A 14,297-nucleotide genomic window follows, 5' to 3' on the forward strand; every position below is an offset into this window, starting at 1 on the left:
ACTACAGAAACTCAGAAAAAATTCATGATGTCCCCTAAAGCCTTATTTTTCATGGTTTTGCCATCACTCGAGGCAGTTAAGACAGATTCGATATGACTTGAATTTGGCATTACATCCCACCGCTATATAAGTCAGGTGAGTCCGTCTTTATTAATATTCGATTGTTACAATTTATCACAACTCTCAATTTACCCACTCCATAGGTTATCGGTCTGGGCAATATCTCTGGGATTATCAGTTAAATCTAAAATTAGAATTCTCGATGTCTGCAACATATCCGCCAGAGACCCCAGCAACCCGAGGGGAATCCGGGGCGGCTCTAGCATTTCCTAGATGTAACCCATTGGCTGGAAAGGGTCACTGAGCAATTAAAAATAGGGCTGGGCTTATTTACTGCGTTGTGCGCGAATCTGTTGACTTAGGCGAATGAGTTTACGATCAAGGGAAAACCCCCGATAGGCGACCACGATCTCTGTCTGTGAAATTAAGTCGTGGAGAGTATTATGACGGGGATTAATCCAGGCCCAGCTACAGTCCACAATCACCGGCGCGACCAACAACAGGATGGCAAACCCCAGGCCACTGTCCACTGCCACCAAGGCTAATAAAACCAACCCGCCTAAGATTCCCTCCCGTTGGGTCAAGCGTTGCAGCAGCGGCGTGCGTCCCCGTTGATCAATAACCCGCAGATCCATTAACCAATGCCCCAAGCTCTGGCCCTTATTGCGGTAAACCACCGCGACCCGTAAGACCCACCAGGCGAGGAGAAAGACCAAGATTTGCCCCCATTGAATCGCTTGGCCTGGAACCGCGGCAACCGCACTCAAGACCCAGACCATGGCCCCATCAATCCCTGTGGCAATGACCCGTTTCCAAGGCCGGGCGGGAAAATAATCTGGATATTGGCGGGCAAGTTCACTCATTGATAAAATCAAACCTTTTTTCCAACAGATGGCCCCTTGGTTTGGCCCATGACCACCTTGGAGCGACTTTAATTCCACCCTATCAATTTTCAATCCTGATCGGGCTTAGCCCCAGGCCCAATTTATGTGGCGTTGGGCAAGTTTTCATGAATGTCTAAATAAACAGGGATGATTGGTACGATTTTTAAAGCCTGCCCTATCTCATCAGGATATGTCTCTCACCCATGACATCATTTTCCAATGTGATCACTGATTAAGATTCCAGAAATTGTTGAATGCAAACTCCTCAACCAATTGGGCTGCCGACAAGTTGCTCTTGATCGGAGCGGCAAGGATGAGCGGCGAGAAATTTTTATTTTCAACACAAAATATCTGCCATGCAGGGCTAAGTTACCTTGAAATGTTAAGTTACGTAGAAAAATTTACTGCGATTGGGTCATAGCCCAACTGTTGGGTCAGGCGTTGGCGGGCTAATTCCCGATAGTCCCAAAAATGTTCCCCAGCAGCACAGAGGCCAAGATAGAGATGCAACACTTCTGGCTTTTTGGAGATAATAATCCAAAGTTGTACCCAAAACTGCCCCCGAATTTCCGACCGGCGTAGCCCTTGATGCCAAATGAGTTGCATGATCAGTCGCAGGCCTTGACTCAGGGAAAATTGCATCACCTGTTTCCGATTTTGGGGGGAACGAATCTGGAGGCATTGGTATAAACAGCGTCTGAGGTAATGTCTGGGTTCGTACATTGTCCAAAAACCAGAAACATATTCCCGAGCAATATCCGCTACGGGGCGAGTCGGGATAAAGTTCATCAGAGTATTTTGATCCCCGGTCAGAGGGCTATTGCTTTCTACTAAGCGATGCTCTTGTTTGAGGCGATCCCAGAGGGCTGTGTTGGGTAAGGCCTGGAGAATCCCTAACATTGGCTGGGGAATGTTGGTTTGGGCAACAAAGGCCTGGATCCGCTCACCGGCCCCGCTGCGTTCCCCATCAAACCCCAAAATAAATCCGGCATAAATCAACAAACCTGCCTCGTTAATTTTTTGGCAAGCTGCAATCAAAGGGTTACGGGTATTTTGGACTTTACGCGCGACCTGTAAACTGTCTTGATCTGGGGTTTCAATGCCGAGAAAAACCGCATAGAATCCGGCTTCCCGCATCAGTTGGAGTAGTTCATCATCTTCGGCCAGATTAACCGATGCTTCAGTAATAAAGGCAAAGGGATAGTGGTGTGACTTCATCCACGGAATCAAGGTGCGGAGAAATCGTTTGACATTTCGCTGGTTGCCAATAAAATTATCATCCACCACAAAGAGCGAGCCCCGCCAACCCAAGTCATACAAGGTTTGTAACTCCGCCAGAGCTTGTTCCGGTTCTTTGGTGCGAGGTTTACGGCCATAGAGGGAGATAATATCGCAAAATTCACAGTTAAAGGGGCAACCGCGGGAAAACTGGATGGCCATCATTAAATAAGCATTTCGTTGCAGCAGATCAAAACGGGGCCGGGGACTTTGGCTAACATCGGGTTTTTCTAGAGACCGAAATACACCCTGGGTTTCCCCCCGATTCCAGGCCGCGAGAAACTGGGGCACCGTCATTTCCCCTTCATCTAAAACGAGGAAATTAGCGCCTGCGGCCAAGGCATCTTCAGGGACAGAGGTGGGGTATGGGCCACCGACGGCAACGGGTTTTCCCAACTGCACTGCCTTATGAATCAAGGCCTGGAAATCGGGTTTTTGCACCAACATGGCCGAAAGAATCACTAAATCACACCAGGCCCAGTCAGCCTCCGATTCACAGCCAACATTCCGATCAAAAAATCGTATCTCCCAGTCTTCAGGTAAGAGCGCGGCAACGGTAATAATTCCCAAGGGTGGAATCACAGCCTTCAAGCCCGCCAATTTCATAAATCGGTCGTATGACCAGAAGGACTGGGGAAATTGAGGATAGAGTAACAGAGCGTTCATGCATTCCCTCCCACAGAGCTATTGCTGTTGATCAACAAGGAAGCATGATCATCACTCAATGATGAGTTAATGACAAATAAATCTTATTTCTGAGTCGTTTCTCATTACCTCAAATATAAGTCAGGCCAGCTGGGTGACTGAGGCAAAATAATCTGAATCAAGTAAACGTTATTTATTCATGGAAATGGGATATAAACTGACTGGACAGGCCTGGGCCGTCATGGCGTTTGGGGTCTTTTTTCGGTTTCTTAGAGCCATCTGTAGGAGCTTTAGGCTTTTTGGTTTCTTTATTTCCCTTTTTTTCTTTTGGCATGATATCACTCCAATGAATCGGTTGTGCTTGAACTGATGTCGTTAGGCAGATATAAAAATTAATAACTCTTAAATCAGGCATAACACTAGGCTACCATTCGGATCCCGTTTAAGGGGTAACAACCTGATTAATCCGATGGCCAATGTTGTGAAGTAGATTGTGGGCCTGGATAATATTCGCCTCACTCCCAACGAGTAAAACCACAAACTTACCCGCTTTAATTTCAGCTTCATAATTTGTTGCTTCGCTGCTGGTAATACCCAGTTCGACCAAGGCAATCGCTAATCCACCCGATTGATAAATATGCGGCCAATTCAGTACACCTATACCAGCATCGGGAGATTGGTAGTTCTGACCAATAATGGCAATTTTGTCCGCACCTAAACCTGCTGATTTCATCTCTGAAACCATCCGCTCTGCTTCTGGAAGGGTGGCGAAAATATCAATAATTGTGTAAGTATTCGTCATGGTTGAACTATTGCAGCTAGCGAAGAGATCACCGGGTGTTTCAGCGTACATTTCCGGTTCCGAGGCGTAGTTATTGACCAATCCTTCTTTATCAACGGTGTAGCCACCGGTTGTATCAATGCTATCGAGACCTTCAGTGTTCTCAGGAATACGTTTATAAACATCGCCTTCCCGATCCTTGCGAGCCGCAGTTTCGGCTGGAATGAGGTGAGCATCGTAGGAATCAGGCGTGGACTCGTGCAGGGTTGGATTGTTGGTTGTAGCACTCATAATTATTCTCCCATAGATTAGAGATTAACTGTTTTTACAAGTGAGCCAGAGTAAAGGTTTTTGAAAAATCTTTTCATCAGCTCAATGGGAGGAAGAGAGACAGAGATTAATTCTATCTCTCTAGCCAGGAAATTGCGTAAAGGCTGGAATCACACCAGGCAGTGCTTGCAATTTCAGTAGTAACTTACACAGGGATTAATACAGAGTTGATAGGATTGACACTGCATTGAACCTGGTAGTTGTTATTAGTCATTAAGTATGACAGCCCATTGTTCTAAATCGAGTTGATGTTATTGTTTGAATTAATGTAGTAGGCTTGATTTAGATTACCTATCACGATAGAGAGTGCCAATCTAGTCATGGTTAATTATCCTTGGATAGTTCTACACAAGTGATGATGCATTGTCGTGATGAATAAACTGGTAATGCCTCAGAATATTGTGTTCAAATGGATGTAGAGAGATATTGCGTTTAATGAAGGACTTGCACGCTGTATTACCGTCGTCGTGTGAGAAAAGACCCAATCCGGTCAGTACTACAGTCGCGTTGTCCGAAGGATCGTATCTGATGTTATACAGTGATCCTTAGCGGTACTGGCTATTTACCCTGAAGCTGAGTCTATGAGTAATTCCCCACCGGCCCCTCCTAAGACTGCCTGGATTAGTCGAGTCTGGACAATAGCCCAACCAGTTCTGGTGCGAGAAAGTATTGTCATTCTCCAAAGTGTGATCAAAGGGGGCGAAATTCTCCTCAGTCGTTTAGAAACTCGCTCCGGTCAACTCCAATTACCGGCCCCTAGCCCTGAATCCTCCTATCTTCTCAAGGCTCAACCCTGGTTCCAAACTCTCGGGGCAAAGTGGTGGCAATTGATGGCCTGGTTACGGGGCAAACTCCCCTCGGCCTGGCAAGGAAAACTGACCGAAACAGGCTTAACGGCAATTTTTATCGGCATTCTTTTAATTTTCCTCTGGCCTGGCCCCAGTCAATCCCCGGCCACACCCCCGCCCCCGAAAACTCGCCCGACTCCAATCCTCGCGCCGCCGCCAGCCCAAACCACCGTCTTGGTTAAACCCCGCCCGGCCCCCAATGCCCTGCCCCCGGTTGAGTTAGCCCCTGAACAGACCCCATCAGAAACTCCTCCCACAGAAATCATTGAGCCTGAGCCGCCCCCGGAAACTAACCTGATCGGGACTGCTCCACCAACCATCAGTGATCAGCCAGACCTTGAGACTCCAGTAGAGCCAACCCTGACCCCTGCACCCGCCGAAGCGATCCCCCCTGGAGGAGCAGCAATAGAAGTACCTGAACCTGTGATTGCGGTTGAAGATGCTCCCATTGTTCCCCAACTTAGCCCTGCGGAAGCTGCCTTAGCCGATGCTCAGAATCAACTGCTGGGGATTAGTGACCGCTATCGGCATGGCCTGGTGGCAGATTTGGTCTTGGATCAAACCACAGGGGCAGCCCGATTGACCTTCAACCCGGCCTGGTATGACCTCTCTCCCTCAGCGCAGGATGGCCTGGCCCAAGAGCTTTGGCAGCGAAGTCATGAACTGGAATTTGCTAAGTTGCTGATTACAGACACAGCCGGACAAGTACTTGTGCGCCCGCCAATTATTGGGCAAAAACCAGTGATTGTGCATCGGGTGGCCACCGTTCCCTAAAATAAAGACATTTAAGACTTCAGGAGGACATGATGGCCCGGACAGAATCAACCATGCTGGAACTCGGCATCCCAGCCCCAGATTTTGCCTTGCCTGATGTTGTGACGGGAAACATCATTAGCCTCAGTAGTTTTGCCCATGAAAAAGCCCTCTTGGTGATGTTCATTTGCCGCCATTGCCCCTATGTCAAGCACGTGGAGGTAGAATTGGCCAAAATTGGCCTGGATTACAAGGGCCAGGGCCTGGGAATTGTGGCGATCAGTGCCAATGATGCGGCGGCTTACCCGGATGATAGTCCTGCTTCTTTGAAAGAGATGGCCGAAACATTAGGCTTTGTGTTCCCCCTCTGCTATGACGAAACCCAAAAAGTGGCCCAGGCCTACACCGCCGCCTGTACTCCAGATTTCTTTCTCTTTGATTCTGACCGGAAGTTAGCCTATCGGGGACAGTTAGATGAGAGCCGCCCCCGCAATGACGCGCCTGTGACGGGGAAAGACTTACGAGCTGCCATTGATCAGGTCTTAGCCGATCAAATCCCCGATCCCCATCAAATTCCCAGCCTGGGGTGCAATATTAAATGGATTCCGGGCAACGAACCTGATTACTACGGTTAAACCCGAAACCGCTAGACTAAGCAAAACACGAGGATACAGAAGCACTATGTTTAATTTGGGTTGGCCTGAGGTGGCGATTGCGGTGGTGGTGGCCATTGTTATTTTCGGCCCGCAGAAACTCCCAGAATTGGGTCGCTCCTTAGCTAAGACTTTTTTGGGATTTAAGTCCGAAATTCAACCCGGCCCTACCCGTAAACCCGATGATGATCCGGCCTAAGAACCCTAGGGATTGATCAGAATGGGGCATCTAGAATCATTGCGGGAATTGCTGACGGCTGTAGCCCAAGGATCGGTGTCTCCAGACCAGGCCTGGGATAAGCTGAAATATTTATCCTACGAACCAGTGGGAAATTTTGCCAAGCTGGATCATCATCGGGCCATCCGTACAGGCTTTCCCGAAGTGATTTGGGGCCCAGGTAAAACAACTGCCCAACTGGTTGAGATTTTCCAGGCCATGCGGGCCCATCATCCCTGTGTCATGGCCACGCGGATCACGGCTGAGGTCTTTGGGGAACTCAATGCGATCTTACGCGATCTTTATTATTTTCCAGCGGCTCGGATTTGTAGCACCGCAGATGTGGCTATGCCGAGATTTCCGGGCACTATTGGCCTGTTAGCAGCCGGAACCGCAGATTTAGCTGTAGCCGAAGAAGCCGCCATCACTGCCGGGTTACATGGGTTTGCCATTCAGCGGTTTTGGGATGTGGGGGTGGCTGGGATTCACCGTCTCTTGAGTGTCCGCGAACAATTAAACCAGGCCCAGGTGTTGATTGTGGTGGCGGGGATGGAGGGGGCCTTAGCCAGTGTTGTCGCTGGATTGGTGGATGTGCCCGTGATTGCAGTCCCGACCAGTATTGGCTATGGGGCCAGTTTTGGCGGCTTGGCTCCGTTGTTGACGATGTTAAACTCCTGTGCACCGGGAATTGGGGTCGTCAATATTGATAATGGCTTTGGGGCAGCAGTCTTGGCAGGACAAATTATCCGAGCGGCAACGAAGCTCCCTCATTGATGATGCTCTTGATTTCCGAGCGAGAGCAATTGTTGTTAATGGGCGAGAACCGGATACAGCCGCGATATATGATACTGGGAAGATTCTTTGATGATTATTCAACCGTGCAAAGAACACTCGGGATCCTCACGGCCTGGCATTGTGATGATTCTGTTGATTATTTTGAAATACTCAGTTAAGTCCTAACGTCCATGTGGCCCAAACGTACCGATCTCCAAAAGGCATGGCGTTATTTCCAGGCCCAACGCTGGCAGGAGGCTGAACAAATTGCCCAAAAAGCAATCAAAGAACGCCCCCAGGCCGAGGCCTATTATTTGTTGGGGTTAATTGCCAGCAAAGCTGAAGATTGGTTAAATGCCCGCCGTCAGTTTCAAAAAGCGGTGGATTTGGATCCCTGGTATGCCCCGGCCCAATACTCCTTGGGATTACTCCTCCATCAGTTGGGTTTGACCGTAGCGGCGATTCCCCATTACACCAAGGCCGTGGAAATTAAGCCGGATTGGGCCGAGGCGCAGATCAATTTGGGAAATGCCCATCTAGATTTGGCCCAGTTAGATCAGGCGATTCAGAGTTACCAAGCGGCCTTAACGGCTCAACCCGATGCTGCCACAGCGATGTTTAACATGGGCACGGCCTTTCAGGCTAAAGGGTTATTGACGGAAGCCCTGGCCTGTTATGAACAAGCCCTGCAATTTAATCCCCAAGATAGTGATGCCCATAACAACCTGGGCAGTTTGTATGTGGAAATGAATCGCTATCCGGAAGCCTTGGGGCACTTTGACCAGGCCTTGACAGTTGATCCCCACCATGTCAAAGCAGCCTTTAATCGCGGGCGGATTTTCCAGCAACAGCAACAAATGGATCAGGCGGCCGAAATTTATCAACAGGTCTTGGAGCTTGAACCGGATTTGGTGGCGGCCCGCTTAGAACTAGCCCACATTTACCTTGGACAAGGTCGCTATGACTTGGCAATGGGGGCCTATCAAACCTGCTTAAAATATGACCGCAACTTAGCAATGGCCCACAATGGCCTGGGCACAACCCTCCTCGAACAGGGACATTTAGAACCCGCCCTGCAAGCCTTTGACCAGGCCTGTCAACTCAGTCCCGAAGATGGGGATATTCGCTTGAACCGGGCGATGACGTTACTCCTGAAGGGGGATTACAAACGGGGTTGGGCGGAATATGAATGGCGCTGGCAACACTCACAGGCAACCTTGCACAGTTTTGAGCAACCGGCCTGGGATGGGCAACCCCTAGAAGGACGCACCCTCCTGATTTATGCCGAACAGGGCCTGGGAGATGTGATTCAATTTAGTCGCTACTTACCCTGGCTGCAAACCTTGGGTGGCCCCATCCTCTTGGAAACGCCCTTACCCCTCTATCGCCTTTTGCAGCCCTTAAATTCTCACTTTACCCGGATCCCCCAGGGACAGCCCCTACCCAAATTTGACTGTCATGCCCCCTTGCTAAGTCTGCCGTTTCTTTTGGGCTTAGAAACCATTCCCCCACCCCTTTCTCTCTTGACAACATCGGGTTTAGAGGTCAGTCGGGTTAGCGGTTATCCCCAAGAAGCAGCCGAGAATCTCCGGGTAGGCCTGGTTTGGCAGACTAGTGCCCACAGTCCAACTGCCCCCAAACGTTCCTGCCCCCTGGAGTTACTTCTTCCCCTCGCCTCCATACCAGAGATCTCCCTGTTCAGTTTACAAAAGGACATAACATTGGCTGAAGGGACTCAATTGGCCCAAGCTGGAATCTTTGACTGTTCCCCCCACCTGGAGGATTTTGCGGATACGGCGGCCTGGCTGAGACATTTAGATTTAGTCATTAGTGTCGATACCGCAGTGGCCCATTTGTCAGGCTCTTTGGGGATGCCCACTGCTATTTTGCTGCCCTTTATCCCCGATTGGCGCTGGCAATTAAAACGTCCCGACTCGCCTTGGTATCCGACTGTGCAACTGTTCCGGCAAACCCAGGCCAATGCTTGGCAAACGGTCATACCTCAGATCAAAGACTTAATATTGAGGGGCATTTCTATGAAAAAATCGAGGATGACTAAAATTTAATGTCTCAGAAATTTTCTAGCCCCCCATGCTAACGGCTTTCACTGCGGGACTTTTGCTGATTACGGTTTCCGAAATTGGCGATAAAACTTTTTTCATTGGGGTGATTCTTGCGACCCGCCACCCTAAACGTTGGGTATTTCTTGGGGCCTGGCTAGCCTTATCCCTGATGACGATTCTTTCGGTGCTGATGGGACAAGTTTTAGCTCTGTTGCCGCCTCAATATACTCGCTATGGGGCAATTGGCTTGTTTATGTTTTTTGGCTTGCGGTTGCTTTACCAGGCCTGGAAAATGCCCGCCCAAGGAGTCGCTGCTGAAACGGCTGAAGCTGAAGAACTGGTGGAAAAGGCGGAAAAAGAGATGAGTCCGCGTCAGGCTAACTCGGCTTGGGCGATTGTCGGTGAGGCTTTTACCTTGACATTTCTGGCGGAATGGGGCGACCGGACTCAAATTGCAACGCTCACCTTGGCTGCGGCCCAAAATCCCTGGGGGGTGGCCTTAGGGGCAATTACTGGCCATGGAATTTCCACCTTGATTGCGGTGGTCGGGGGTGGTCTCTTGGCGGGGCGGATTTCCGAGCGGAACATTACCCTCTTGGGGGGCATCCTATTTCTTATCTTTGCTATGGTGATGTGGGTTGAGGGTATTTAGGTGTTGAGGTTTTCGTTGCCATCCTACGATTGGGGCCGCTTGGTACAGATGTTGCCGGGCCCATTACAAGATCCCCATCGCCTAGGCTTAATTGCCTCCTTGGGGTTTCACGGCCTGTTGTTTCTGACGGTGTTCATTCCCACGCCGCCTGAGCGCAGCCCAGAGATTGCCGAGACGGTGGATCTCGTGACCCTTTCTCCCACCCAAACGGCCCTGCTGCCGTCCTTAACGCCCCTGGTGCCAGACGAATTACCCAACTTGAGTCAAACCATTGCCGGCCTGGGTGAGGAATTTGCTTTACCCCCCATCAGCTTTGATGCCTTACCCCCACTGCCGCCGTTACCGGCCTTGACTCCCTTACCGAGCTTTAGCCAACTGCCCCCCCCCATCTATGCCCCCTTTCCCTCTGTGGTGACACGGCCCCGCCTCAGCCAATCTCCCCCCCTCCCCCCAACGATTCGCACCCTACCTGATGGCCCCAGTGATGTGGCTGTGGCCCCTGATTTAGTTGCCCCCAGTCCCAATGAAACTCCTAACGCGGTCACTTCGCCCACGGATGATCAGCAGGCCCTTTCCGGCTTGTCTCGGTGGATTTCCCAGGCCCGGAGCAGCATTAATGGGGCTGTGATTAGCCTAAACTTTACTGCCAAGTTGGAGCCGCCCTATCCCGCCGGGGCCTGTGCGGATCAGTTACAAGGACGGGTGGCTGTGGCTGTTCTTATCACTCCAGAAGGTCGGTTGGCCAGTACCTCCGCAGCCTCTGGGTTCAGTCAAAATCCCCAGTTAATTCGCTCCAGTGGCCATGGGGTGCTCGATCAAGTGGCAGTTCGCACGGTGGCAGCCCAAAGTTTTCCCAGTGGTGGACAATACCAGGCCCTACTTTATACCCTCGATTTTGTCTATAACCCAGCCGTTTGTGGACAACCTCCCCGCCCTGCCAGCCCAACTTCCCCAGAGGCTTCGCCCACGCCGACGGTTAGCCCCAGCATTGCACCCACCCCGACAACTCCACCTCTACCCGCCGCAGAAAATCAACTCGTCCCCAGCCCACCCCCAGCCGAGACCACCCCCACCCCAGAGGCCAGTCCCACTCCCCAAACGAGTCCGACCGAGAATAATCCGAATTAGTTGGTCATTGAGAGGTTGGCTTAGTCCGATTCAACCCGATAACCGAGTTCTGCTAGATGAATTTTGGATTGTCGCCAGCGAGTGCGGACTTTGACAAATAGTTCTAAATAGACTGGCCCAAGGATGAGTTTTTGCATTTGGGCCCGCGCCTCGGTGCCGATGGCCTTGAGCATTAGTCCCCCTTTGCCAATGATGATCGCTTTTTGGGAGGGCCGTTCCACATAAATGCTGGCCAGGACTTTGGTGATTTTGGGTTCTTCCACAACCTGCTCAATGGTTACAGCTACAGAATGGGGCACTTCATCCCGGGTTTGGGCTAAGATTTGCTCTCGAATTAGTTCGCCCATGATAAATCGCTCGGGTTGATCGGTGACCAGATCGGGGGGGTAATAATAGGGGCCTGGGGGTAAGAGAGTAACCAACTGCTGTTGTAATTCCGGTAAGCCAGTCTCTGTCAAGGCTGAAAAGGCTGAGGATTGCCAACCATAGGTTTGCGCGAGTTCCTGATAGGTGGCGGCAACGGGGCCGGGGTCCGTCAGGCGGTCGGTTTTGTTTTGGCCTAAAATCACTGGGATTGTCGCCGTTTTGAGCAACTCGGCAATGTAGCGATCTCCATTACCAGCCTTCACAGAACCATCCACCACAAATAAAATCACATCCACCGCGTTGATGGCGAGTTTGGCATTACTGACAAGGACTTGCCCAAGGGAATGGTGGGGTTTGTGGATCCCAGGGGTATCAACAAAAATCAATTGGGCTGCCGCAGTGGTTAAAATTCCTCGCAGGCGATTCCGGGTTGTTTGGGCCACCGGGGAGGTGATCGCGACCTTTTGACCAATGAGTTGGTTCATGAGAGTGGATTTGCCAACGTTGGGCCGGCCGATAATCGCAATAAACCCAGATCGGTAGTCTGGCGGGGCCTGGGGAATTAACACGGAGAGATTAGCTCTTGATTTACTAAGACGATCATGATAAACAACCTAGTTGCAGTTAGTTACAGCGATCCCTATCCTAAGATTCAATCAGAGACTTAGCATAGTATGATCACATAATGTTTTATCCCAGTTTTGCTAAAACCCTCCCTGCCCATCTCAGTCTGCTACATGCCTTAGTAAAACGAGAACTGGAAAGCTACTATAAAGGTTCTGTCTTAGGCAATCTTTGGTCACTTCTGAAGCAATTATCCCAACTGTTAATCTATACCTATGTTTTTGGGATAGTCCTGAAGGTTAAGCTGACCTTAGCAAATTTACCGGAAAACAATTTTATCTTTGGTCTCTGGCTTTTTGCGGGTTTAATTCCCTGGACAGCTTTTGTAACCGGGGTTTCCCAGGCCAGTACATCTGTTATTAACCAGCCAAACTTAGTTAAGAAAGTATTATTTCCTTTAACCCTATTGCCGTTAGTCCCAATTTTAGCTGCCTTTGTAGAAAGTAGCTTGGGGTTAATGGTCTTAATTATTTTGACTGGTTTTGCATTACACAATATTGCCTGGACATTGATTTTATTACCGCTGGTCTGGCTCCCACAGTTGTTGTTTACCGCTGGCCTGGGTTATTGGTGTGCTGGATTAACGGTGTTTATTCGCGATATTCCCCAAAGCTTAAGCGTTATTCTAAATGCTTGGTTTTACCTTACGCCGCTCGTTTATCCAGCCTCGGTCATTCCCGCTGGGATCCGGCCGTGGGTCTTTCGACTCAACCCTTTAGCTGCTATTGCTGAGAGCTACCGAGATATGGTCTTGGGGGGAAATGTTGAACATTGGCGGGATCTGGGCATGGCAACAGTCATTTCAGTCATTATTTTTTCCACAGGTTTATGGGTGTATCGGCGTTTACGCCCTGCATTTGCCGATGTCCTTTAGGGGTGAGTGATGTCCACAGACAGCCTAATTTCCTTAGACAACGTTTCTAAATGTTATCGCCGTTATGATCGTCCAGGGGATCGCTTAAAGGAAATCTTCTGGAAACAGGCCAGTCAAGCGCAGGAGTTTTGGGCCCTACGGGATATCAGCCTAAGGGTTCAACGGGGTGAAACACTGGGTATTATTGGCCGAAATGGCTCAGGTAAGAGTACCCTGCTACAAATTATTGCCGGTACCCTAGCCCCCACCAGCGGTATCCTCAAGGTTCAAGGACGGATTGCGGCTCTGTTGGAATTAGGTAGTGGGTTTAATATTGAGTTTACGGGCCGGGAAAACGTTTATTTTAACGGGCAGGTTCTCGGCTTAAAGCCAGTTGAAATTGAGGAAAAGTTTGCAGAGATTACGGCATTTGCTGACATTGGAGACTTTATTGATCAGCCAGTCAAAACCTATTCTAGTGGAATGATGGTGCGGTTAGCCTTTGCCGTTGCCACAAGTGTAGAACCCGATATTCTCATTGTTGATGAAGCTTTGGCCGTTGGGGATATTCACTTCCAGGCCAAGTGCTTTAAGCGGATGCGAAACATGATGGATCGGGGCATTACTGTTCTTTTTGTTTCCCATGACACCAGTACCATGACTGGCCTGTGTGATCGTTGCCTTTGGCTTAAACATGGGCAAATTGCTATGGAGGGCAAGCCCAAAGATGTTACCCAGGCCTATCGGCAAGAAGTTTGGGAAGATCAAGGGTTTTTAGCTGCCACCTCAATGACATCAAAGGTTGCCTTGGATCAAGAAAGTTCATCTGAATTTGAAGGTGATGTAGCGCAATCTTCAGCAATTCCAATTCACCAAATTACAGAAAGTGAGCGAATTGGTAACGGCGATATTCAAATCATTGACTTTCAGCTTTTGGATGCTCGAGGCCGCTTTCGACAGGATATTGATCACGATGAACTAGTAACTGCGGAATATACCCTTAAAGCTAATCGAAATGTTGCAGTTTATGACATCGGTTTAATTGTGAAGGACTTGAAAGGTAATGAGGTATTTTCAATTTTAGATCTACAACCTCAAAACTACCCAGTTCTCAACCCTGGACAAGTGATTCAGGCCAAAGTGACCCTCTGTTTTCCGCTCCGGGCCGGGGCCTACTATATGACCTTAGGGGTAATTGGGTATCAGGACAATCAACGGTATGATTTACAACGGGTGATTATCTATGATCATCTAGAGTATGGCTATTTCTTTAATGTCAATCTCTACTCTAAGCGGGTGATTCATGGGCCAGTTCATTTTGAGGTTAAGTTTACGGTTAACTTATTAGAAGCAGCTTGTTCGGAGTCATTAGTCAGTCCCTAAGATGA

Annotated in this window: 14 protein-coding genes and 1 pseudogene; 9 read left to right on the plus strand and 6 right to left on the minus strand. The window is 49.6% G+C overall.

Annotated features, from left to right (window positions below; all coding sequences use genetic code 11):
* Window positions 1-188: 188 nt before the first annotated feature.
* From RIF25_RS01220 to RIF25_RS17045, 5 genes and pseudogenes are all read right to left on the minus strand, one after another.
* Window positions 189-326 carry a hypothetical protein gene (locus RIF25_RS01220; protein WP_322876748.1) on the minus strand — a complete coding sequence of 46 codons (138 nt, stop codon included), beginning with the start codon at window positions 324-326 and terminating at the stop codon, window positions 189-191.
* A 60-nt stretch (window positions 327-386) separates the two neighbouring features.
* Window positions 387-923 (minus strand): RDD family protein, encoded by a 537-nt coding sequence (locus RIF25_RS01225; protein WP_322876749.1) that lies wholly within the window; start codon window positions 921-923, stop codon window positions 387-389.
* A 408-nt stretch (window positions 924-1,331) separates the two neighbouring features.
* Entirely contained in the window at window positions 1,332-2,888 is a 1,557-nt protein-coding gene (locus tag RIF25_RS01230) for a B12-binding domain-containing radical SAM protein (protein WP_322876750.1), read from the minus strand.
* A gap of 172 nt (window positions 2,889-3,060) precedes the next feature.
* Window positions 3,061-3,282, minus strand: a complete 222-nt coding sequence (locus RIF25_RS01235; RefSeq protein ID WP_322876751.1) for a hypothetical protein — start codon at window positions 3,280-3,282, stop codon at window positions 3,061-3,063.
* A gap of 414 nt (window positions 3,283-3,696) precedes the next feature.
* Window positions 3,697-3,939: pseudogene (locus RIF25_RS17045) on the minus strand (hypothetical protein); the annotation flags it as partial.
* Between the two features lie 620 nt (window positions 3,940-4,559).
* Between RIF25_RS17045 and RIF25_RS01245 the strand changes: the two are divergent.
* From RIF25_RS01245 to RIF25_RS01275, 7 genes are all read left to right on the plus strand, one after another.
* Complete coding sequence (locus RIF25_RS01245) at window positions 4,560-5,600, plus strand: hypothetical protein (protein WP_322876753.1); 1,041 nt, start codon at window positions 4,560-4,562, stop codon at window positions 5,598-5,600.
* A gap of 32 nt (window positions 5,601-5,632) precedes the next feature.
* Complete coding sequence (locus RIF25_RS01250; RefSeq protein ID WP_322876754.1) at window positions 5,633-6,214, plus strand: thioredoxin family protein; 582 nt, start codon at window positions 5,633-5,635, stop codon at window positions 6,212-6,214.
* Between the two features lie 46 nt (window positions 6,215-6,260).
* Window positions 6,261-6,431, plus strand: coding sequence for a twin-arginine translocase TatA/TatE family subunit (locus tag RIF25_RS01255; RefSeq protein ID WP_322876755.1), 171 nt, complete (start codon window positions 6,261-6,263; stop codon window positions 6,429-6,431).
* Between the two features lie 21 nt (window positions 6,432-6,452).
* On the plus strand, window positions 6,453-7,223 hold the full coding sequence (gene larB, locus RIF25_RS01260) for a nickel pincer cofactor biosynthesis protein LarB (protein WP_322876756.1): 771 nt from the start codon (window positions 6,453-6,455) through the stop codon (window positions 7,221-7,223).
* Window positions 7,224-7,414: 191 nt separating this feature from the next.
* Window positions 7,415-9,289 (plus strand): tetratricopeptide repeat protein, encoded by a 1,875-nt coding sequence (locus RIF25_RS01265; protein WP_322876757.1) that lies wholly within the window; start codon window positions 7,415-7,417, stop codon window positions 9,287-9,289.
* Between the two features lie 25 nt (window positions 9,290-9,314).
* Entirely contained in the window at window positions 9,315-9,938 is a 624-nt protein-coding gene (locus RIF25_RS01270) for a TMEM165/GDT1 family protein (RefSeq protein ID WP_322876758.1), read from the plus strand.
* 48 nt (window positions 9,939-9,986) lie between these two features.
* Window positions 9,987-11,066 (plus strand): energy transducer TonB, encoded by a 1,080-nt coding sequence (locus RIF25_RS01275; protein WP_322876759.1) that lies wholly within the window; start codon window positions 9,987-9,989, stop codon window positions 11,064-11,066.
* 20 nt (window positions 11,067-11,086) lie between these two features.
* Here RIF25_RS01275 and era read toward each other — a convergent pair whose 3' ends face one another.
* Window positions 11,087-12,001: a GTPase Era gene (era, locus tag RIF25_RS01280; RefSeq protein WP_322876760.1), complete on the minus strand. Its 915-nt coding sequence runs from the start codon at window positions 11,999-12,001 to the stop codon at window positions 11,087-11,089.
* Between the two features lie 116 nt (window positions 12,002-12,117).
* On the opposite strand from era, the gene RIF25_RS01285 reads away from it, so the two are divergent.
* Together RIF25_RS01285 and RIF25_RS01290 are read left to right on the plus strand one after the other, a co-directional pair.
* Entirely contained in the window at window positions 12,118-12,930 is an 813-nt protein-coding gene (locus RIF25_RS01285) for an ABC transporter permease (protein WP_322876761.1), read from the plus strand.
* Between the two features lie 9 nt (window positions 12,931-12,939).
* On the plus strand, window positions 12,940-14,292 hold the full coding sequence (locus RIF25_RS01290) for an ABC transporter ATP-binding protein (protein WP_322876762.1): 1,353 nt from the start codon (window positions 12,940-12,942) through the stop codon (window positions 14,290-14,292).
* Window positions 14,293-14,297 lie beyond the last annotated feature (5 nt).

This window comes from Pseudocalidococcus azoricus BACA0444 (assembly GCF_031729055.1).
Classification (GTDB): domain Bacteria; phylum Cyanobacteriota; class Cyanobacteriia; order Thermosynechococcales; family Thermosynechococcaceae; genus Pseudocalidococcus; species Pseudocalidococcus azoricus.